We start from the raw sequence: 19254 nt of genomic DNA, 5'->3' as shown, positions 1-19254 counted from the left end.
GCTGGCATCAAGTCTTGAGCGAGCCGGCCATCAGACCGCCGATGAACCAGCGGCCGAGCACGATGTAGACGACCAGCGTGGGGAAGGACGCGATGAGCGCGCCGGCCATGCTGGCCGCATAGTCGGTGAGCTGGCCACCGGCCAGCGCGTTCAACGCGATGGTCACCGGGCCGTTGCGGGTATTGGAGAGGAAGATCGCGAACAGGAAGTCGTTCCACACCGAGGTGAACTGCCAGATCAGCGTCACGACGAAGCCAGGAGCGGACAGCGGCAGCACGACGGAGGCATAGGTCCGGAGCAGTCCGCCGCCGTCCACGCGTGAGGCCTCGACCAGCTCGGCCGGAATGGTCGTTGAGTAGTAGCCGCGGAAGATGAGCGTGCAGATGGGGATCCCGTACACGATGTGAACGACGATCAGCGTCGGCACGCCGCCGGGCAGGCCGAGATCACCGGTGAGCTGGCGCAGGGGGATCATCACGGCCTGATACGGGATGAACATGCCGAACAGGAACAGCGTGAAGATGATCTCCGAACCGGGGAATCGCCAGCGAGAGAAGACGAACCCGTTCATGGACCCGAGGATCGCGGAGACGACCGCCGCCGGGATGGCGATGGCAAAGGATCGCCACAGAGATGGGCTTAGTGTCTGCCAGGCGCTCCGCCAGGCATCCAGAGTCCAGTTCTGCGGCAGCGCCCACGCTCCGGACACCCCCGCCTCGGCTCCCGGCTTGAAGCTGGTGACCAGGAGTACGTACACGGGGATGAAGACGAAGAGCAGGAACAGGAAGAGCAGCCCGTAGCGGACAGTGCGTGCGGTCACGCGCCGGCCTCGGTTGTACGACGACGGAGGGGCGGCCGGCACCTCGGGACGAACCTGAACGTCGACACTCATCGTTGCCTCTCCGCCCTGGCGTTCTGGACGAGATAGGGAACCACCAGGACGGCGACCACCACCAGCAGGACGATGGCTATCGCGGCGGCTTTCGCGTAGTCGTTGGTCAGCAGGCTCTGCCACATGTATACCGCGGGCACCTCGGTCAGGAACTGCGCGCCCGACACGGCCATGATCAGGTCGAACATCTTCATCGACATGTGCCCGATGATGATCAGCGCGGTGAGGGCCACTGGTGACAGTTGCGGGAAGATGACGTGCCTGTACAGCTGTGCCTCCGACGCGCCGTCGACCCGGCCGGCTTCACGCAGTTCGTGGGGGATACCGCGGAATCCGGCCAGGAACAGCGCCATGACATAGCCGGAGAGCTGCCAGATCGCCGGGATCGCCATCGCGGCCATGCCCCAGTCCGGATGTGACCACCAGGGGTTCTGGAGGAAGTCGAGCCCGACCATGCCGAACAGCGCGTTCAGTCCGCCCGCGTTCTCGCCTTGGGCGCTGTTGAGCAGCCACCGCCACACCACGCCGGACGCGACGAAGGACACCGCCATCGGGAACAGGAACGTCGAACGGAAGAACCCTTCGCCCTTGACCCCCTTCTCCAGCAGGAATGCCCACAGCACGCCGAAGAACAACGTGCCGGCGACGAACACGACGGTCATGATCGCCAGGTTTCGCAGCGAATGGATGAAGCGGTCGTCGTCGAGCAGGTTGACGTAGTTCTCGAGGCCGACGTAGTTCTCGGCCGGTGCTGCGCTGTGCCGGTCCGTCAACGACTCGTTGGCGGTGGCGGCGATCAGCACGTACACGAAGATGCCGATGATGACGATCGACGGAGCGACGAGCAGGAGTCCGGGGCCCCAGCTCTTGATCTTCCTCACGGGTCGGCCTTAGCCGGCTGCGGCCTCGAGTTGCTGCTGCAGCTGGGCCACGTCTCCGCTGGAGCTGAACTGACCGACGGCGCTGTTGGTCGCGTCGATCCATCCGATCGGAGCCGCGGACCCGTGCGCCAGCGAGAACGCGAGCTCGCTCGAGCCCCAGTCCTCCAGCGCCGACTGCAGGTACGGGCCGTAGTCCGCGGGATCCGTGTCGGTGCGTGCCGGTATCGAGCCCTTCTTCGTGTTGAACTCCTTCTGGCCGTCGTAACTGCCGACGACCTCGAGCCAGCATTCGGTGCCTGCGGGATTCGGCGCCCCGACCGGCAGGACGAAGGAATCGGCCAGCCATTGGAAGACGCCGTCGGTGCCCGGTGCGGGCCACCACACGTAGTCCTCGTCGGGGGTCAGGCCGTCGGCGTCCATCTTGCCCGCTGTCCAGTCGCCCATGAGGTGGTAGGCCGCCTCGCCGGCGGTCACCTTGTTGACGGCGTCCGGCCAGTCGAGGCTCGCCCGGTCGTCGTTCGCGTACTCCAGCAGCTGGCCGTACTTCTCCAGCGCGGCGGTGACCTCGGCCGATCCCCAATCGGTGGAGCCGTCCCAGAGGCCGTTGAACGCGTCGGTGCCGAGCTCGGCCAGGAGAACGGCCTCGAGCAGCATCGTCTGGGTCCAGTCCACGGCTACGGCGAGCGGAGCCTGTATTCCTGACTCGCGCAGGGTCTCCAGGTCGGCCAGCCAATCGTCGACACTCGCCGGCGCCTCGGTCGACAACCCGGCCTCTTCCAGGACCGTGGGATTCGCCCAGACGACGTTGGCGCGGTGGACGTTCGCCGGAACCGAGTAGATTTCGCCGTCCACGGTGATGGCCTCGAGCAGTTCCGCTGAGATGCTGTCCGTCAGTCCCCACTGCTCGTAGCGCTCGCTCAGGCCTTCGAGCTGGCCGGCGTTGATGTAGTCGAGCAACTCGCCGCCCGCGTGCGCCTGGAAGGTGTCCGGGGGATCGTTGGTCTGCAGCCGAGAGGCGAGCACCTGCTTGGCGTTGGCGCCCGCGCCGCCGGCGACGGCTCCGTTCACGAACTCGAAGTCCGCGCATTCTTCCTCGAACGTGGCGACCAGGCCATCAAGGCCGGCTTTCTCGCCGCCCTCTGTCCACCAGGTGAAGACCTCTACCTCGCCAGAGCCCTCGCCGGTGCCTGCACCGGTACCTTCGGTACCGTCTCCATCGTCACCGCAGGCGGCGAGTAACAGGCCGGCTATCGCAAGACCGGCGAACGCAGATGTACGGCGCATGACGTGCCTCCTCAAGACCCCGAGGCCCGAGTCCGGGACACCTGGGGTGAATCCCGCGTATGGCGTGCTCCCCTCATGAAGCTACTCAGTGGTAGCAGTGTCAAGTGGGTCACGACATCCGGCGTGAGTTGTGACACATCCGTGACAAGATCAAGATCGGCGGGCGAGCCTCTTTACTCGACGGTCCAGGTGTCGTTGCCCGCGAGCAGCGTGGCGAGGTCACCCTCGCCCTGGGTCTCGACGGCGCGGTCCACCTGGTCGTTCATGAGGTCACCGTAGGCCGGCCGCTCGACCTGGCGGAAGATGCCGATGGGGGTACGGGCCAAGGTGCCCGGATCGGCCAGCCGGGAGAGGGCGAAGGCTCGGCTGGGGTCGGACGCATGCGCGTCGTGGACCACGACATTGGGGTCGTCGCCGGAGCAGATCTCCAGGCCCGACGTGCTCGGATTGCGGCGGATGCCGTGCTCGGCGTCCACTCCGAAGCGGACCGGCTCGCCGTGCTCCAGCCGGATCAGGACCTCGTCCCGGGTATCGGAGTTCTTGAGGATCTCGAAGGCTCCGTCGTTGAAGATGTTGCAGTTCTGGTAGATCTCCACCAGCGACGTCCCCCGGTGCGCGGCCGCCGCGCGCAGCACCGACGTAAGATGCGCGCGGTCGGAATCGATGGTGCGGGCGACGAAGGTCGCCTCCGCTCCGAGCGCCAGCGAGACGGGGTTGAACGGCGCGTCGAGCGATCCCATCGGGGTCGATTTGGTGATCTTGCCCTGTTCGCTGGTGGGCGAGTACTGGCCCTTGGTGAGCCCGTAGATGCGATTGTTGAACAGCAGGATGGTGACGTTGACATTGCGGCGCAGTGCATGGATCAGGTGATTGCCGCCGATGGAGAGTGCGTCGCCGTCACCGGTGACCACCCACACCGACAGGTCGGGCCGGGAGGAAGCCAGGCCGGTGGCGATGGCGGGAGCGCGGCCGTGGATGGAGTGCATCCCGTAGGTGTTCATGTAGTACGGGAAGCGCGACGAGCAGCCGATGCCGGAGACGAAGACGATGTTCTCGCGGGCGAGCCCGAGCTCGGGCAGGAACCCCTGCACCGAAGCCAGCACCGCGTAGTCACCGCAGCCCGGGCACCAGCGGACCTCCTGGTCGCTGGTGAAGTCCTTCTTCTTCTGCTCGACCTCGGTGGTGGGAACACCGCTCAGGCCGGGCATGCCCAGTTCGGTGGCGCTCACAGCTGTTCGTCCTCTTTCATGATGACGTCGGCGAGTTCCTCTGCCTTGAACGGCAGCCCGCGGACCTGGTTGTAACTGATGATGTCGACGAGGTACCGGGCTCGGAGCAGCAGCGCAAGCTGGCCCAGGTTCATCTCGGGAAGCAGCACCCGGTCGTATCGGCGTAGCACCTCGCCGGTGTTGGCCGGCAGCGGATTGAGGTGCCTCAGGTGCACCTGGGCCACCGAGTGACCCGCACGGCGAGCCCTCCGGACGCCGGCGCCGATGGGCCCGAAGGTGGAGCCCCATCCGAGCACCAGCAGCCGGGCGTCGCCCGTGGGGTCGTCGACCTCGAGATCCGGCACGTCGACGTTGTCGACCTTCGCCTGCCGCGTGCGAACCATGTGGTCGTGGTTGGCGGGATCGTAGGAGATGGTGCCGATGCCGTCCGCCTTCTCGATGCCGCCGATGCGGTGCTCAAGACCTGCCGTGCCGGGCACCGCCCAGGGCCGCGCGAGCGTCTCCGGATCGCGCAGGTAGGGCCAGAACTCGGCCGGTGCCGTCTCGTCGTCGCTGACGTGGTTCGGCTCGGTGGCGAAGTCGGGCTCGATGACGGGCAGGGAGCTGACGTCGGGGATGGACCACGGCTCCGACCCGTTGGCGAGATAGCCGTCGGACAGCAGGAACACGGGGGTGCGGAACGTGACGGCGATCCGGACGGCCTCGATGGCCGCGTCGAAGCAGTCAGCCGGCGATGCGGCGGCGACGATGGGGACCGGTGCCTCGCCGTTGCGGCCGAACATCGCCTGCAACAGGTCGGACTGTTCGGTCTTGGTAGGCAGACCCGTGGACGGGCCGCCTCGCTGGACGTCCACGATGAGCAGGGGCAGTTCGAGGGCCACGGCCAGACCGATGGTCTCGGACTTCAACGCCACCCCGGGCCCGGAGGTGGTGGTGACGCCCAACGCACCGCCGAACGCGGCACCCAGGGCGGCGCCGATGCCGGCGATCTCGTCCTCGGCCTGGAAGGTACGCACGCCGAACCGCTTGTGCTTGGACATCTCGTGCAGAATGTCCGACGCCGGCGTGATCGGGTACGAGCCGAGGAAGAGCGGGAGCTTCGACTGCTGTGAAGCCGCCACCAGGCCGTAGCTCAGGGCAAGATTCCCGGTGATGTTGCGGTACCTTCCGGCCGCCATGGGCGCCGGCTTGATTTCGTAGGAGACCGCGAAGTCCTCGGTGGTCTCGCCGTAGTTCCAGCCCGCCTTGACGGCGGTGATGTTGGCCTCGCGGATAGCTGCCTTGGTGGCGAACTTGGTCTGCAGGAACGTGACGGTGCCATCGATCGAGCGTCCGTACATCCAGGAGAGCAGGCCCAGCGCGAACATGTTCTTCGAGCGTGAGGCCTCTTTGCGGCTGAGGTTGAACGGCTCGAGCGCCTTCATCGTCATGCCGGTCAGGTCCACCGCGTGGACCTTGTAGGCGCTCAGGCTGGAGTCGTCCAGCGGACTGGCGGCGTAGCCGACCTTCTTCAACGCCCGCGGCGTGAACTCCGCCGTGTCCACGATCAGGGTGGCGCCCTTGGGGAGATCGGCCAGATTGGCCTTGAGCGCTGCCGGGTTCATCGCCACCAGCACGTCGGGAGCATCGCCCGGTGTGAGAATGTCATGGTCGGCGAAGTGCAGCTGGAAACTGGACACGCCGGGGAGCGTCCCGGCCGGCGCCCGGATCTCCGCCGGAAAGTTGGGGAGGGTCGAGAGATCGTTTCCGAATGACGCTGTCTCCGCGGTGAACCTGTCACCAGTCAGCTGCATCCCGTCACCAGAATCACCGGCGAACCGGATCACGACACGATCGAGTTCCCGGACCTGTTTCGCCGTCACGGCGTGCGATGCCTCCTGGTCGATGGCGCCGTCCCGGGCGCGCTCAGAGGTCGTGTGACCCGAGACTGCCTTAGTCTGTCCGGGTCCTTGTGCCCAACCTCTTACGGCTGTTGCTGATTCCATGCTAGGACAACATGCGCCTGTTGGCCTTTCCGTCCAATGCGTGAGAGGGGCGCTCTATTCCGCCGGAACCTGTGACCGGGGCGAAACGTTGGTCCGGTGTGCGTAGCATGCTCAGCGTGCAAAGCGGAGGGGCGCACCGAAGCCTGGTACGCGTCGCGGTTGTTCTCGTATCGGTCTTCCTGGTGCTCGCGCTCGCTTCACGCTTCGGTTTCGGAGTCTTCGTGGCCACGCTCGCCTGCGTGGCAGGGTTCGGCACCGTGGCCTACCTTCGCAGCGATTCCGCGGCCCTGCAGGACATGCGCGCGTACCCCGTCGGCGAGGCACAGCAGCCCACGCTGTGCCGGATCGTCCGGGAGATGACCACGCGGGCACGGGTGCCGATGCCGCGCGTCTACGTGAGCCCGACTCGCGCGGCGACGGCGTTCGCCGTCGGGCGTGCCCCGCACCGGGCCTCGGTCTGCGTGACCGAGGGTGCGCTCGGCGTCCTGGACGAGCGCGAGCTGCGTGCGGTGGTCGGCCACGAACTGGCGCACATCCGGCGCGGCGACACGTTGCCTGCCTCGATGGCCGGCGTCGTCGCCCGTGGCGTCGCGTCCGTGCCACTGATCGGCACGGGGGTGATCTGCCTCACCAGGCTGGCGCTCGACACGGCGCGCGAGTTCGACGCCGACCACGCTGCCGCGCGGATGACGGGGGAGCCGCTGGCCCTGGCCAGCGCGTTGCGCAAACTCGACGCCGCCACCAGGGAGCTCGCACTCCCAGCCGAGCCGGGTGTTGTCGCGGCCAGTCACCTGATGATCATCAGTCCGCTGTCCTCCGTGGGTCGATGGAAACGGTTCAGGTCACATCCGTCCCTCGCGGACCGGGTGGCCAGGCTCGAGCAGCTCGCCGGCTATCGCCGCTAGCTTCGGTGCAGGAAGCGCCGGACCGGTGCTAGTTCGAGATGTCCGCCGGGCCGTAGGCGCGCAGCGAGATCACGTGAGCACGGGGCGCGCCGTTCGTCGACTCGGCCACGATGCGCAGGGCGCGAGCCGGCACAGGCGCTGGCCACCGGTGGACCCGGCGGCGCCAGCGGTTGTCCCCCACCTGCACAACGGGGTGCCACACGCCGTCCCCACCGGCGTCGACCTCGATCCGGTAGTTCCGAACCAGCGTGGGCATCACGTCGAACGGCGTCCGCCAGTGATGAAGATTGATCATGTACTCGTCCACATCGTCGTCGAAGACGAGCTCGACCTGATCGATGACCACTGGGTCCGGCCAGTCCAGTCGCAGCCAGGACTCCTCGCCGTCTCGCTGAACCTGCGAAGCCCACATCTGCGGCCCGGCCCATGGCCGGGAGTACCCGCCCACGGCCTTCGCCGGCAGGAACGCAGCCGTATCCGGCCGCACACCCACGCAGAATGTCTGCCAGTCCTTGACCTTGGGCCAATCCACCAGTGGCTGCGCGAACTCGGCATCTGCGGGCGCGGGGCGGTGCCGGTAACTGCGAACCCCCGGGACCGCGACGCCACTGGTGAAGACCGTCAGACTCGGATTGGCCCGGATCACGACGAACGCATTGCGTGGTGTGGCCGGGCGCCATGGAACGTCGGCCCAGATCCACTGGGCCGGACCTGGCTGGACCCGCACCGACGTTCGGGCGACCGACGCGTGCGGTATGTAGTTCTGCTCGCGGCCGGTCTCGAAGACCTCGACCTCCATCCCGGTGGCCGCGGCGGCTTCGACGAGGACGCCCACCTGGCTCAGCTCCGGGTCCACCGGGACGAGCACGCCGATGTCGGACTCCAGCGGCCATCCCCGGCCACCAGGCGAGTCCGGTTCCACGCACAGCTGGGTGAGAGTGCCGGAAGCGGTGACGTGTGCGGCCCGGGCGAGATCGGCCGGATCATCGTTGCGCACGCCGAGGACGGCGGCATCCTCACGGAGCATGACCTGCTGCAGCTCGTGAGTGTGGCGGCGCGCCAGCTCGCGCGGCGTGACGCCGCGGTCGAGCGCGTAGGCAGCGGCGCTGCCCGCGGCCTGGCCGACCACGGCGCACGTGGCCATCACCCGGGTAGTTCCGAAAGCCACGTGTGAGGCGCTGATGTCCCGTCCCGCGAACCAGAGGTTCTCCACGTTCGCCGAGTACAACGACCGCAGCGGAATGTGGTATGTGCCGTTGGGGTGCCAATGTTTCGAACCGGCCTCCGTGGCGTACACGCCTTGGGGCGGGTGCAGATCGATAGACCAGCCCCCAAAGGCAACCCGGTCCTCGAACGGCGTCTGTTCGAGGATGTCGTGCTGGGTGAGCGTGTAGTCGCCCACGAAGCGTCGGTACTCCCGCTTGCCTGGGACGGCTCCGACCCATTCGAGAGCCATCGTGTCGGCGTCGAACTTCCCGGAGTTCTTGATGTAGTCCCAGATCCCGTAGATCACCGCCCAGAGCTCGTCGCGGATGCGCTCGTTCTCGTGGACCGTGTCCAGTTCGCCGCCCCATTCGATCCACCAGTAGGCGCAGCCGTTGTCGCCGGACCGGATGATCCGTCGTTCGGGGATCTTGGCGGTGGTGACGTCGATGGCGAAGGACGGTGCGACGAACTTCACCGGATGGCCGGCGTCCTTGGTGTAGAACAGCAAGGTGCTGCCGAGCGTGATGTCGTCCGCCGTCTCGGGTGCCCACGGCTCGCCGTACTCGCTGCGCGCTTCCCGGCCGATCCGGTACTCGGCGCCGGCGAGGTGGCCGATCAGCCCGTCGCCCGTGCAGTCGGCGAACGCCGCCGACTCGAACCTGATCCGGCGCTCCGATCCGGACATCCAGCCTGTCACGGCGGTCACCGTCCGCCGCTCCGGTGGGCCGGTGGCGTCGACCTCGTGCACGTCGGTATTGAGGAAGAGGCTGATCAGTGGTTCGTTGCGCACGGCCTCATGAACGACGAGGTCCCAATAGTACGGATTGCCATCCGGATTGCGGTACTGGTTCTCCACATACAGCTCGCCCATGATGCCGGTCTCCCGGGCGTAGCGCTGCTTGCCGTGTGCCGTGGCGCCGCACACCCACACCCGCACCTCGCTCGACGAGTTGCCGCCGAGCACGGGCCGGTTGGTGATCAGTGCCACGGTTCGGCCCAGGCGCGCCGCGGCGATGGCGGCGCACACGCCGGCCAGACCACCGCCGACGACGGTCAGGTCGGTCTGGACAGACTCGTCCCGCATGATCGGATCTCCTCGGATTGTCGGTATGTCGATTCAGCTGGCGCCGCACCCCGGGCGGCACGGAGCCGTCAGTCGACGAGGGACTGCTCGACCGAGCGCCGGAAGCTGTGCAGCCACAGCCGGATGGTGTCCGGATCGGCGAGCTTCGTGAGCCCGGTGATCGACAAGGCCACCGGCGGTTCGTTCGGTGCGTCCACGGTGATGGCGGACGACATGTGCCCCGGCATGAGCCAGCCGTCCAGGATGAGGCAGTCGTGCAGCAGGAGCTCCCGGCCACGCCGGAGCGCCTCCTCCTCCGACTGCGGCGCGGGCGGTTCCGGCCGTTCCCAGCCGTATTTCTCCCGGGACTTCCTCAACATCTCCAGCGCCTCGTCCTCCGGGAGATCGAGGAGGAGCCGCAGACCCGGAGCCGAGAGATGAAGCGGCCAGCCCGTGGCGTTGAACAACACCGGAGGCTCACCATCGTGGGTCCGGAGGAAGTAGATCACTTCGCCTCGCCACAGCACGGAGAGGGAGACGGCCATGCCGCGGGCGGTCTGGGCCGCCGCCTCCATCGCCTTCCGAGGCTGGTGGGCGAGCCGGAACTTGGTGATCGCCGCTGCCCCCAGGGAGAGGACGCCGAAGTCGGGTGCGAAGCTGCGGTAACCCGTCTTGCGCGCGTACCCGGCTTCGGCGAGCGTCGCCAGGATGCGGGACACGGAGCTCTGGTGCAGACCCACCCGGCGAGCGATCTCGCTCGCCGACAGAGGCTCATCGGACTCGACGAGGGTCTGCAGCACTGTGACGCCGTTGGCCAGGGCTTTCGCTGAAGAGCCGGACCGTTCGGCTCCTTGGTCAGTCGCCATCGAAGAAGTACTGCTCCGGGTTGGTCGGTGCCGGGGAAGGGTAGTCCCAGGCGTTGGGCATGGAGTCCGGGACATTGCGGAGAGCTTCGCTGACCACACCGTACTCCGGGGGTTGCAGATTGATCCCCATGACCCAGAATTCCTCCCGGGCGATGTCGAGGATCTCGGTCATGGCCGCCGCCTGCTTCTGTGCATCTGTGGTGGCCTTCACCTGGTCGTAGAGCTCGAACTGCCGGCGCATCGGCTCCGGGGGCTCCTCGCCGCTCTCGCCATCGCTCAGATACCACTCGGTCCAGGTCGTGGCGTAGGCAGCGTTTCCCGCGGCGGTAGGAACGTAGAAGCGCGGAGCCAGGTAGATGTCGTTGAGACCGCCCGAACCTTGCCATACGGCGGCGTCGTGCTCCCCCGCCTCGCACCGCTCCAGAAACAGTGACCGGTCCATTCCGTTCACTCGAGTGTCGATGCCTACGGCCTTCCAGTAGCCCTCGACCAGGTTCAGGGTTCCGGGGTAATCGGGCCAGATGCCGGTGGCGAACTCGATGAGTATGCGGAGCCGTTCGCCGTCGGGCAGCAAGCGATAGCCGTTGCCGTCCCTGTCCGGCAGGATCTGGTCCAGCATCTCGTTCGCGAGTTCGGCGTCATACTCGGTGTACTGCTTGGCGAGCTCCTCGTCGTACAGATCCGACTCGGGGCGTGGCGCGCATTGCCACGGCTCGCCCTGCCGCTGGTATACCGCGGTGATGATCTCCTCGCGGTTGATCGCATGCGAGAGCGCGATCCGGAAGTCCCTGATCCGGAAGACCTCCCGGACGGCGTCGTTCTTGTGGCTCAGATTGAGGCCCAGCGCCATCGTGTTCATGTTCGCGGGAATGGCGTCGAAGAATCGGTAGCCCCCGGCTTCGCGGTCGGCCGCCAGCACCGGCTTGTTCTCCAGGCTGTTGACCGGGCGGAGCTGGAAGTCGATGTCGCCGGAGACGACCCGGAGCAGGATGACCTCGTCGTCCTGGATCATGTCGTAGGTGACCGAGTCGATGTACGGCAGCTGGTTGCCCTCGGGATCGGTCTTGAAATAGAAGGGATTGCGTTCGAGCCGGACCTGGTTTCCCTCACCTACCGGGTGCGTGATGATCCAGGGGTTCAGCGTCGGCAGATCCGCGTTGGACCAGATCTCCGAGCGGTCCTGAAACAACTGCACCCAGTCCGCCGAGCCGGCGGCGTCGACCAGCTCGTCGATGTCAGGATTGTAGTCCGGATGAAACTGCTCCAGGTGATGCCGAGGCAGGCTGACCAGCGTCGTTCCCGAACTCGCGCCGTACGCCTTCGCCTGGTGCTGGAGAAACAGGCCTTCGGGGTGTTCGAAGACGAACGTCACCGTGTGGTCGTCGATCTTCTCGGCCCGGACCGGATTGGAGGCGCTGCCGGGAAAGAGCTCCTGGTTGTTGAGCACGTCGTTGCGAGCGAAGACGAGGTCGTCGGCGGTGAAGGGCTGGCCGTCCGACCATTTCATTCCCTCGCGTAGCCGGAAGGTGAACTCCCGGTCGTCCGCGCTGACCTCGACACTTTCCGCGACGTTCAAGCCAGGGGCGACGTCCCACTCCGGCGTCCAGCGCATCAGTGCCTCGTAGCCGACGATCCGGTACAGCTGGATGGCCTCTGCTGGGCCGAGGATCGCACTGGTGAGTTCGCCGCCGTAACGGCCGATCTCCGCGACCGGTTCGACAACCAGCGGGTTCAGCGGGAGCCGTTCCGCCAGCGGTGGCAGCTCGCCGGCCTCGACACGGCGAGCCAGCATCGGTGACTCTCCACCGCCCGGGCTGTCCGGGCTGGTGTCACCGCTGTGGCGTGGTTCGGGTTCGAGGCTGCACCCCACCAGTAGGTATGCGCTGAACACGCCACCTCCGGCGGCTAGGAACCGCCTGCGCGACAGGCTCTTCGTCACGAGTGTCCTCCTCTTCGAACGCTAATAAATCGACCCTTGACTGTGGACTGTGTGCATGTTGAGATCACAGCATGCACACAACGCATAGTCAAGGCGTCAAGATGCATTACATGCTTGGAGCACTTCTCGTGGCGACCGCTGTCATGGCGAGCGTCGCTGTGCTCCCGAAGGGCTCCGCTGCCTATGGCAACGTGGCTCCATCCGAGGCCCCCAGCGGCATGGTGACCTTCACGCTGACGACGCCACCGGACCTGGCTGCCGAGGACGGCCCGGTGCTCGTCGAGCTGGTCTGTGACGATCAGCGGCTCGCGGCCGCCGAGTTCACCGATACCGAGCGTGTCCCGGTGACCGTCCCGGTGGACGACATCACGGGCGCCTGCCACGTTGACGCCTCCTGGCCGATGCGTGAGGCCGTGCGCCACGAGGCGACAATCACGGTCTCGCTGGACGGCGAGGCCGTCGAACGCGGGCTGCGGTACTCCGCTGACGGACGCTCCACCAGCCGGGAGTTCGAGCTGCTCGCGGACAGCTCACCAGCGGAGTTCGCGATCGACCTCACCCTTGGAGCGACGCCCGCGAACGAGGTGGGCACGGCGCTGCGGGTGATGGCGTTCAACATCTGGCTCGGTGGGACCCTGGACCCGGCGCACGGCGCTGGCATGGGGGAGCGCAACCTTGACGAACTGCTCGAGTTCGTCCGGCACGAAGACCCAGACGTCCTGTTCCTGGTGGAGACCTACGGCGCCGGCGAACGGGTGGAGCAGGCGCTGAACCAGGACCGCACCGACGGGCGCGAGTTCACCGGTGTCCAGGTCACCCGGGAGCCCGGTCAAGACCCGGATCGCGACAACCTGTGGCTGTACACCTGGCTTCCTGTCGAGGAGATCTACGACCGCGTGTCCGGCGGCGGCGTGACGTCGTTCCATTTCGGCGGCGCCCGCCTCGGTCTGCCCACCGGCGGACACGTGCACGCATTCACCACGTGGCTGCACCACCTCGACAACGCTCGCGTGTATACCAACAACGCGGCCGCCGAGGAGTTCCTCGGACTATGCCGGTCGAACTCCGACGAGGAGATCCTCGCCACCGACGAGCGCACCCGGCTCGGCCAGGCCGGAACCATTCTCGAAGAACGGTTGCGGGAGTACACCGGGGACGACGGCGCGCCGGTCATCATCGGAGGCGACTTCAACACCCTGTCCCACCAGGATTGGTCCGAACGCTTCGCCGGTGCACCCGGACACGGCGGCCTGGTTCTGGACTGGCCGGTGACCCGCATGTTCACCGAGGCCGGATTCACCGACACGTATCGGTGGACGTACCCGGACGCCGCGCGGTACCCGGGATCCACCATGGACCCGGCCCGAGGCCAGATCGTCGTGCCCGGCCGGATCGACTACGTGCTCACCCGGGGTGACGACGTCCGGGTGCTGGGCTCCGCGATCCGGACCGAGCGACTGCCGGAGCATCGCGGGACAGACCTCGACGACCGCTTCCCGTTCTATTCCGACCACGCCGCGGTGCTGACCGATGTGCTGATCCGAGGGACAGGTGAGGGTCAGGACCCCGGTCGGCAGCCGCTTGCCGAGGTGCCGGTCGACGCTGACGCCGAGTGGCCCGGCGAGCCGGACGGTGCGCGGATTCCGGCTCATGATCTGACCGCCGTCGCGTCGACCGAGGACGAGTTCCGCGGCGCCGGGCGTGCGGTCGACGGAGATCTGCGCACGCACTGGCACTCCGACACCGATCCGGTGACCGACCTGCCGCACGAGATCACCATCGACATGCAGCGGGTCCGTAACCTCTCCGCGCTGCGTTATCAGCCCCGGTTCGACAGCTCGATCGGCACGATCCTGCGGGCGACGCTCCAGGCCAGCCACGACGGCTCGTCCTTCACCGATGTCGCCGTCGTGGAGTGGGACCGGACCCGGTTTCCCAAGGATGTGGACCTCGCCGGCGTGACCGCACGATACCTGCGCCTGACGGTCGAGCACAGCAGCGGCGGCGATCTGTCCTCTGCGGTCGAGCTCGTTCCCTACGAGGCTCGGCGTACCGGTCCGCCGCCGCATGCGCCAGCCCGCGGCCGGCACCGGACAGAAGGTACCCAGGACGTCGTCGTGACGACCCAGACGCTCGGGTCGGACTGCATGCCCCTGTACCACGAGTCCGGCTCCTGGACGTCGAGCAACCTGTCCGGGCACGACGGTTCTCCCACCCGGTACAGCAATGTCAGCGGATCGACGGCGACCTGGACGCCGGAGCTGCCAGCAGACGGCGACTACGAGGTCGCCATCTGGTGGCCCGACCATCCCACGACCACCAGGTCGGCCCGGTACACGATCAACGGCTCGGGTGCGCCCGCCGAGGTGACCATTGACCCGGTGGAAGGCATGGGGACCTGGACAGTCCTGGGGCGCTGGGCGTTCGAAGCCGGTACGGACGGTGATGTGACGCTCACCGTCGGGTCCGGCTACCACCGCGCAGACGCGATCCGATTCCGGCCGGTAGATGGCCGCGATGGGCCGTGATGCGCTCCGCCTGGGCTCAGCCCAGAACCGGCGCGGCTGGAGACGCGCCCCAATGCGCCGCAGAGAAGGGAGAGTGCACGAGTGCTGGGATACATCGCGCGTCGCGTCCTGGTGATGATTCCGACGTTGTTCGTGATCTCTGTTCTCTCGTTCGCCATCATTCAGCTTCCTCCGGGCGACTACCTCACAACGGTCGTCGCCCAGCTGGAGGTCGAGGGAGGCGAGGTCGACTCGGCGCAGCTAGCTGCGCTGCGCGAGCGCTACGGCCTCGGCGAGTCGTTCTTCGTCCAGTACTACGCATGGATCAGCAACATCGTCTTCCACCTGGACTTCGGACATTCATTCGAGTGGAACCGGCCGGTGTCGGGCCTGCTGGGTGACCGGCTAGCACTGACGGTGGCGTTGTCGATCTGCACGATCCTGTTCATCTGGCTCGTGGCGTTCCCCATCGGGGTCTACTCCGCGCTGCGCCAGCGCTCGATCGGCGATTACGCCTTCACCATGATCGGGTTCATCGGGCTTGCCGTGCCGAACTTCATGATCGCTCTGGTGTTGATGTGGGTCGGGTTGCGTTACTTCGGCCAGAGCCCCGGTGGGATCGTGTCGCCCGAGTACGCGGGAGCCGCCTGGAACCTCGGCAAGCTTCTCGATGTCCTCGGACATCTCTGGGTGCCGGTGGTGGTCTGGGGCACCGCAGGCACGGCGGGTTTGATCAGGATCCTGCGGAACAACCTTCTCGACGAGCTACGCAAGCCGTACGTCGTGGCGGCGCGGGCTCGCGGGCTGCCGGAGCGGCGGCTGACCGTGAAGTATCCACTCCGCGTGGCGCTCAACCCGTTCTTCTCGACGATCGGATGGATCTTGGCGTCGTTGATCGGAGCCGACGCCATCGTCTCCCGTGTTCTCAACCTGGACACGACGGGTCCGCTGTTGCTGCGTGCGCTGATGGCGCAGGACATGTACCTCGCCGGCTCCCTGATTCTCATCAGTGCCGTCCTGGTGGTCATCGGCACGCTGATCTCCGATTTGTTGCTCGGATGGCTGGATCCCCGCGTGCGGCTGCGGTACGGACAGTAAGGAGCGCTGACACCATGACGTGGATCGCAGGCGAGCCCGGTCCGGTGGACGACCGGCCCGAGGGGACGATCGAAGCCGGAAGCCCGGCTGAACCCGTGCCGGAGCGGGAGATAGCCGTCGCGCCGCAATGGAAGCTCGTGTGGTGGAGCTTCAAGCGGCACCGGCTCGCGCTGGCCGGCGGCGTCGTCACCGTGGTGATCTACCTCGTGGCGGTCCTGGCCGGGTTTCTCGCTCCATACTCGAACTCCTACTTCGATTCCGAGTACGCGTACGCGCCCCCGCAACGCTTGCATGTCGTCGACGACGGCGAGTGGGGACTGTACGTGCATGGCTACACCTCCGAGCAGGACCCGGAGACGCTTGGGCTGAGCTGGGAGATCGACGAGAGCCAGAAGGTGCCCGTCGGCCTGTTCGTGAAAGGTGACGAGTATCGCCTCCTCGGCTTGTTCACCTGGGACCGGCACCTGATCGGCCCGAAAGACGCCGCCGGGCCGCCCATGTATCTGCTCGGCGCCGACGCGCTGGGGCATGACATGCTCTCCCGGATCATTCACGGCACGGCGGTGTCGATGTCGATCGGTCTGGTCGGCGTGGTGCTGAGCTTCCTGCTCGGGATCACCCTGGGCGGCATGTCCGGGTATTTCGGCGGCTGGATCGACAACGTGATCCAGCGGGTGATCGAATTCGTGGTCTCCATACCCACCATCCCATTGTGGATGGGGCTCATGGCGGCGATACCCCAGCATTGGGGTCCGTTGCAGCGATACTTCGCACTGACGGTGATCCTCTCCCTGATCAGCTGGGCCGCGCTGGGGCGTGAGGTCCGCGGGAAGTTCTTCGCGGTACGCGGCGAGGAGTTCGTGATGGCCGCGACCGTCGACGGCGTGAGCCGGCCGCGGATCATCTTCCGTCACGTGCTGCCGTCGTTCACCAGCCACATCGTCGCGAACATGTCGCTGGCGATACCGGCGATGATCCTCGCCGAGACGGCCCTGTCCTTCATCGGCCTCGGTCTCCAGTCGCCCACCGTGAGCTGGGGTGTGCTGCTGGAGGAGGCGCAGAGCATCCGGGTGATCGAGACGGCGCCGTGGATGATGCTGCCCGGCCTGGCCGTCATCGTGGCGGTCCTCTCGCTCAACTTCTTCGGCGACGGCCTGCGCGACGCGGCCGACCCGTACAAGCACTAGGACATGGAGGGAGCATCGATGCACGCCATTCCCACTCAGGCGCCGAGTGTCATGCCTGCGGGCGGGTCCACGCGGCGGCAGGACGACGAGCCTCTCCTGCGGATAGACGGCCTGCGCACGCACTTCTTCACCAATGAGGGCGTGGTCAAGGCGGTCGACGGCATGGACTTGACTGTGCCGCGGGGCAAGACCATATGTGTGGTGGGTGAGTCGGGGTGTGGGAAGTCCATTACCGCACGTTCGGTGCTGCAGCTCGTCGACCGCCCCGGCCGAATCGTCGGTGGGGAGGTCCGGTGGCGGCCGGGCACCGGGCCGGCGACGGATCTCGCGCGACTCGATCCGGCAGGCGAGGAGATCCGCCGGATCCGCGGCGGCGAGATCGGCATGGTGTTCCAGGAGCCGATGGCGTCGCTCTCGCCGATGTACACCGTGGGTGACCAGCTGGCGGAGACACTGCGCCTGCACCAGGGGCTCACCAGGGAGCAGGCGCGGGAGAAGGGGATCGACCTGCTCCGCTGGGTGGGACTGCCGCGGCCGGAGCGGATCTTCGACAGTTACTCGTTCCAGATGTCCGGCGGGATGTGCCAGCGAGTGGTGATCGCCATCGCGCTGTCGTGCGATCCGGCGTTGCTCATCGCCGACGAGCCCACCACGGCGCTCGACGTGACGACGCAGGCCCGGATCATCGAACTGCTGAAGAACCTACAGGATCAGAACGGGATGGCGATCGTCTTCATCACCCACGATCTTGGTGTGGTGGCCGAGATCGCCGACGACGTGACCGTGATGTATCTCGGCAAGGTGGCCGAGCACGGCTCCGTCGACGAGATCTTCTCCAACCCGAAACACCCGTACACACAGTCGTTGTTGCGTTCGATCCCCACGATGCGCTCGTCCAGCGGGGCCGGCCGGGGTCGCCTGACGGCCATCCGCGGCATGGTCCCGCATCCGCAGAACCGGCCCTCCGGCTGCCCGTTCCACACGCGCTGCGACTCCGCGATCCCCGGGACGTGTGAATCCACCGAGCCGCCACTGATCCAGTTCGGCGGGGAAGGGCATCGAGCGCTGTGTCACCTGTACGACCAGTCGGGTGAACTGCGTGACACCAGCCCGAAGCCGCCGGTGATGAGTGTGGCCACCGTGGAGGAGCCGCAAGCGAAGCGCCCATCGCCGCGCGCCGATGCGCCGATCCTCGACGTCCAGGGCCTGACCATGCACTTCCCCGTGAAGTCGGGGCTACTTCAGCGAACCCGGGGTTACGTCCGTGCCGTGGACGCCGTCGACCTGAAGATCAACGCGGGCGAGACTCTCGGTCTGGTGGGTGAGTCCGGGTGCGGAAAGACCACGCTCGGCCGCTGCATCGCCCGCATCCTCACGCCGACCGCCGGCCAGATCCACTACCGGGGCACCGACGGCGAGAGCGTCGACCTCGCCGGTCTGCGATCCCGGGACCTGCAGCGCTACCGGCGGCAGATCCGGGTCATCTTCCAGGACCCGCACTCCTCGCTGAATCCCCGGATGACGCTGGGCCAGATCATCGGTGAGCCGTTGCGGGCGAACCGGATCGCGGAGGGTTCGGAGCGGGAGGACCGGGTGGCGGAGATGCTGAGCCGGGTGGGCCTGCGGCCCGAGTACATCCGACGGTATCCGCACGCCTTCTCCGGCGGTGAGCGCCAGCGCATCAACATCGCCCGGGCTCTGATCACCGAACCCCGCCTGGTCATCGCGGACGAGGCGGTGTCCGCGCTCGACGTGTCCGTACGGGCACAGATCCTCAATCTCCTGGTCGATCTCCAAGCCGAGTTCGACCTCACCTACCTCTTCGTCTCGCACGACCTGTCGGTGGTGGAGCACATCAGCGACCGGGTGACGGTGATGTATCTGGGCAAGGTGGTGGAGTCGGCGGCCACGGCCGACCTCTACCGGCAGCCGCACCATCCTTACGCGGAGACGCTGATGCGTGCCGTGCCGGTGCCGGATCCACGGCTGCGCGGCAGCCGGAACCTACCTGACGTGCCCGACGACGTGCTGGATCCGGCGAATCCTCCGCCGGGCTGCCCGTTTCACACGCGCTGTCCGCACCGGCGCGATAACCACTGCGACGACGAGGTCCCTCAGCTCCGGAGCACCGGCCCGAACCGGCACACGGCATGCCACTACGCGGAGAGCCTCACCCTGCGAGGTGTCTCCTGAGCACCCGCAGACGGTGATC

Annotated in this window: 13 protein-coding genes; 5 read left to right on the top strand and 8 right to left on the bottom strand. The window is 66.9% G+C overall.

The window, feature by feature from the left end:
• Positions 1–7: 7 nt before the first annotated feature.
• The 5 genes from G1H11_RS04150 to G1H11_RS04130 form a co-directional block, all read right to left on the bottom strand.
• Positions 8–892 carry a carbohydrate ABC transporter permease gene (locus tag G1H11_RS04150; protein ID WP_163816350.1) on the bottom strand — a complete coding sequence of 295 codons (885 nt, stop codon included), beginning with the start codon at positions 890–892 and terminating at the stop codon, positions 8–10.
• On the bottom strand, positions 889–1707 hold the full coding sequence (locus tag G1H11_RS04145; protein ID WP_163817029.1) for a carbohydrate ABC transporter permease: 819 nt from the start codon (positions 1705–1707) through the stop codon (positions 889–891). The genes G1H11_RS04150 and G1H11_RS04145 overlap by 4 nt, the downstream gene beginning before the upstream one ends.
• Before the next feature lie 75 nt (positions 1708–1782).
• On the bottom strand, positions 1783–3057 hold the full coding sequence (locus G1H11_RS04140; protein ID WP_163816348.1) for an ABC transporter substrate-binding protein: 1275 nt from the start codon (positions 3055–3057) through the stop codon (positions 1783–1785).
• A gap of 173 nt (positions 3058–3230) precedes the next feature.
• A complete protein-coding gene (locus tag G1H11_RS04135) occupies positions 3231–4265 on the bottom strand; it encodes a 2-oxoacid:ferredoxin oxidoreductase subunit beta (protein ID WP_163817027.1) in 1035 nt (344 codons plus the stop codon).
• Between the two features lie 17 nt (positions 4266–4282).
• Entirely contained in the window at positions 4283–6271 is a 1989-nt protein-coding gene (locus G1H11_RS04130) for a 2-oxoacid:acceptor oxidoreductase subunit alpha (protein ID WP_163816345.1), read from the bottom strand.
• A gap of 116 nt (positions 6272–6387) precedes the next feature.
• Here G1H11_RS04130 and G1H11_RS04125 point away from each other — a divergent pair, with 116 nt between their 5' ends.
• On the top strand, positions 6388–7176 hold the full coding sequence (locus G1H11_RS04125; protein ID WP_216843425.1) for a M48 family metalloprotease: 789 nt from the start codon (positions 6388–6390) through the stop codon (positions 7174–7176).
• A 28-nt stretch (positions 7177–7204) separates the two neighbouring features.
• Here the strand turns inward: G1H11_RS04125 and G1H11_RS04120 are convergent, their stop codons facing one another.
• The 3 genes from G1H11_RS04120 to G1H11_RS04110 all read right to left on the bottom strand — a co-directional run bounded on the left by G1H11_RS04120 (position 7205) and on the right by G1H11_RS04110 (position 12250).
• On the bottom strand, positions 7205–9466 hold the full coding sequence (locus G1H11_RS04120) for an FAD-dependent oxidoreductase (RefSeq protein ID WP_163816341.1): 2262 nt from the start codon (positions 9464–9466) through the stop codon (positions 7205–7207).
• A gap of 68 nt (positions 9467–9534) precedes the next feature.
• Positions 9535–10311 (bottom strand): IclR family transcriptional regulator, encoded by a 777-nt coding sequence (locus tag G1H11_RS04115; RefSeq protein ID WP_163816340.1) that lies wholly within the window; start codon positions 10309–10311, stop codon positions 9535–9537.
• Positions 10301–12250 carry an ABC transporter substrate-binding protein gene (locus G1H11_RS04110; RefSeq protein WP_163816338.1) on the bottom strand — a complete coding sequence of 650 codons (1950 nt, stop codon included), beginning with the start codon at positions 12248–12250 and terminating at the stop codon, positions 10301–10303. Before G1H11_RS04110 ends, G1H11_RS04115 begins: the two co-directional genes overlap by 11 nt.
• Before the next feature lie 101 nt (positions 12251–12351).
• Between G1H11_RS04110 and G1H11_RS04105 the strand changes: the two genes are divergently transcribed.
• The 4 genes from G1H11_RS04105 to G1H11_RS04090 all read left to right on the top strand — a co-directional run bounded on the left by G1H11_RS04105 (position 12352) and on the right by G1H11_RS04090 (position 19235).
• Positions 12352–14778: a golvesin C-terminal-like domain-containing protein gene (locus tag G1H11_RS04105; protein WP_163816336.1), complete on the top strand. Its 2427-nt coding sequence runs from the start codon at positions 12352–12354 to the stop codon at positions 14776–14778.
• 81 nt (positions 14779–14859) lie between these two features.
• The gene (locus G1H11_RS04100; protein ID WP_163816334.1) at positions 14860–15855 is read left to right on the top strand and encodes an ABC transporter permease subunit; all 996 of its coding nucleotides are present in this window, start codon (positions 14860–14862) and stop codon (positions 15853–15855) included.
• A 14-nt stretch (positions 15856–15869) separates the two neighbouring features.
• Positions 15870–17042, top strand: a complete 1173-nt coding sequence (locus tag G1H11_RS04095; RefSeq protein WP_163816332.1) for an ABC transporter permease — start codon at positions 15870–15872, stop codon at positions 17040–17042.
• 18 nt (positions 17043–17060) lie between these two features.
• A complete protein-coding gene (locus tag G1H11_RS04090) occupies positions 17061–19235 on the top strand; it encodes an ABC transporter ATP-binding protein (RefSeq protein WP_163816330.1) in 2175 nt (724 codons plus the stop codon).
• Positions 19236–19254: the final 19 nt, after the last annotated feature.

Source organism: Phytoactinopolyspora alkaliphila (assembly GCF_010550695.1).
GTDB lineage: Bacteria > Actinomycetota > Actinomycetes > Jiangellales > Jiangellaceae > Phytoactinopolyspora > Phytoactinopolyspora alkaliphila.
This window is presented reverse-complemented; position numbering and strand designations above follow the sequence as displayed.

Coding starts and splice junctions, on each gene's coding strand:
- G1H11_RS04150 (WP_163816350.1), bottom strand. CDS start 892: ATGAGTGTCGACGTTCAGGTTCGTCCCGAGGTGCCGGCCGCCCCTCCG.
- G1H11_RS04140 (WP_163816348.1), bottom strand. CDS start 3,057: ATGCGCCGTACATCTGCGTTCGCCGGTCTTGCGATAGCCGGCCTGTTA.
- G1H11_RS04135 (WP_163817027.1), bottom strand. CDS start 4,265: ATGCCCGGCCTGAGCGGTGTTCCCACCACCGAGGTCGAGCAGAAGAAG.
- G1H11_RS04130 (WP_163816345.1), bottom strand. CDS start 6,271: ATGGAATCAGCAACAGCCGTAAGAGGTTGGGCACAAGGACCCGGACAG.
- G1H11_RS04120 (WP_163816341.1), bottom strand. CDS start 9,466: ATGCGGGACGAGTCTGTCCAGACCGACCTGACCGTCGTCGGCGGTGGT.
- G1H11_RS04115 (WP_163816340.1), bottom strand. CDS start 10,311: ATGGCGACTGACCAAGGAGCCGAACGGTCCGGCTCTTCAGCGAAAGCC.
- G1H11_RS04105 (WP_163816336.1), top strand. CDS start 12,352: ATGCATTACATGCTTGGAGCACTTCTCGTGGCGACCGCTGTCATGGCG.
- G1H11_RS04095 (WP_163816332.1), top strand. CDS start 15,870: ATGACGTGGATCGCAGGCGAGCCCGGTCCGGTGGACGACCGGCCCGAG.
- G1H11_RS04090 (WP_163816330.1), top strand. CDS start 17,061: ATGCACGCCATTCCCACTCAGGCGCCGAGTGTCATGCCTGCGGGCGGG.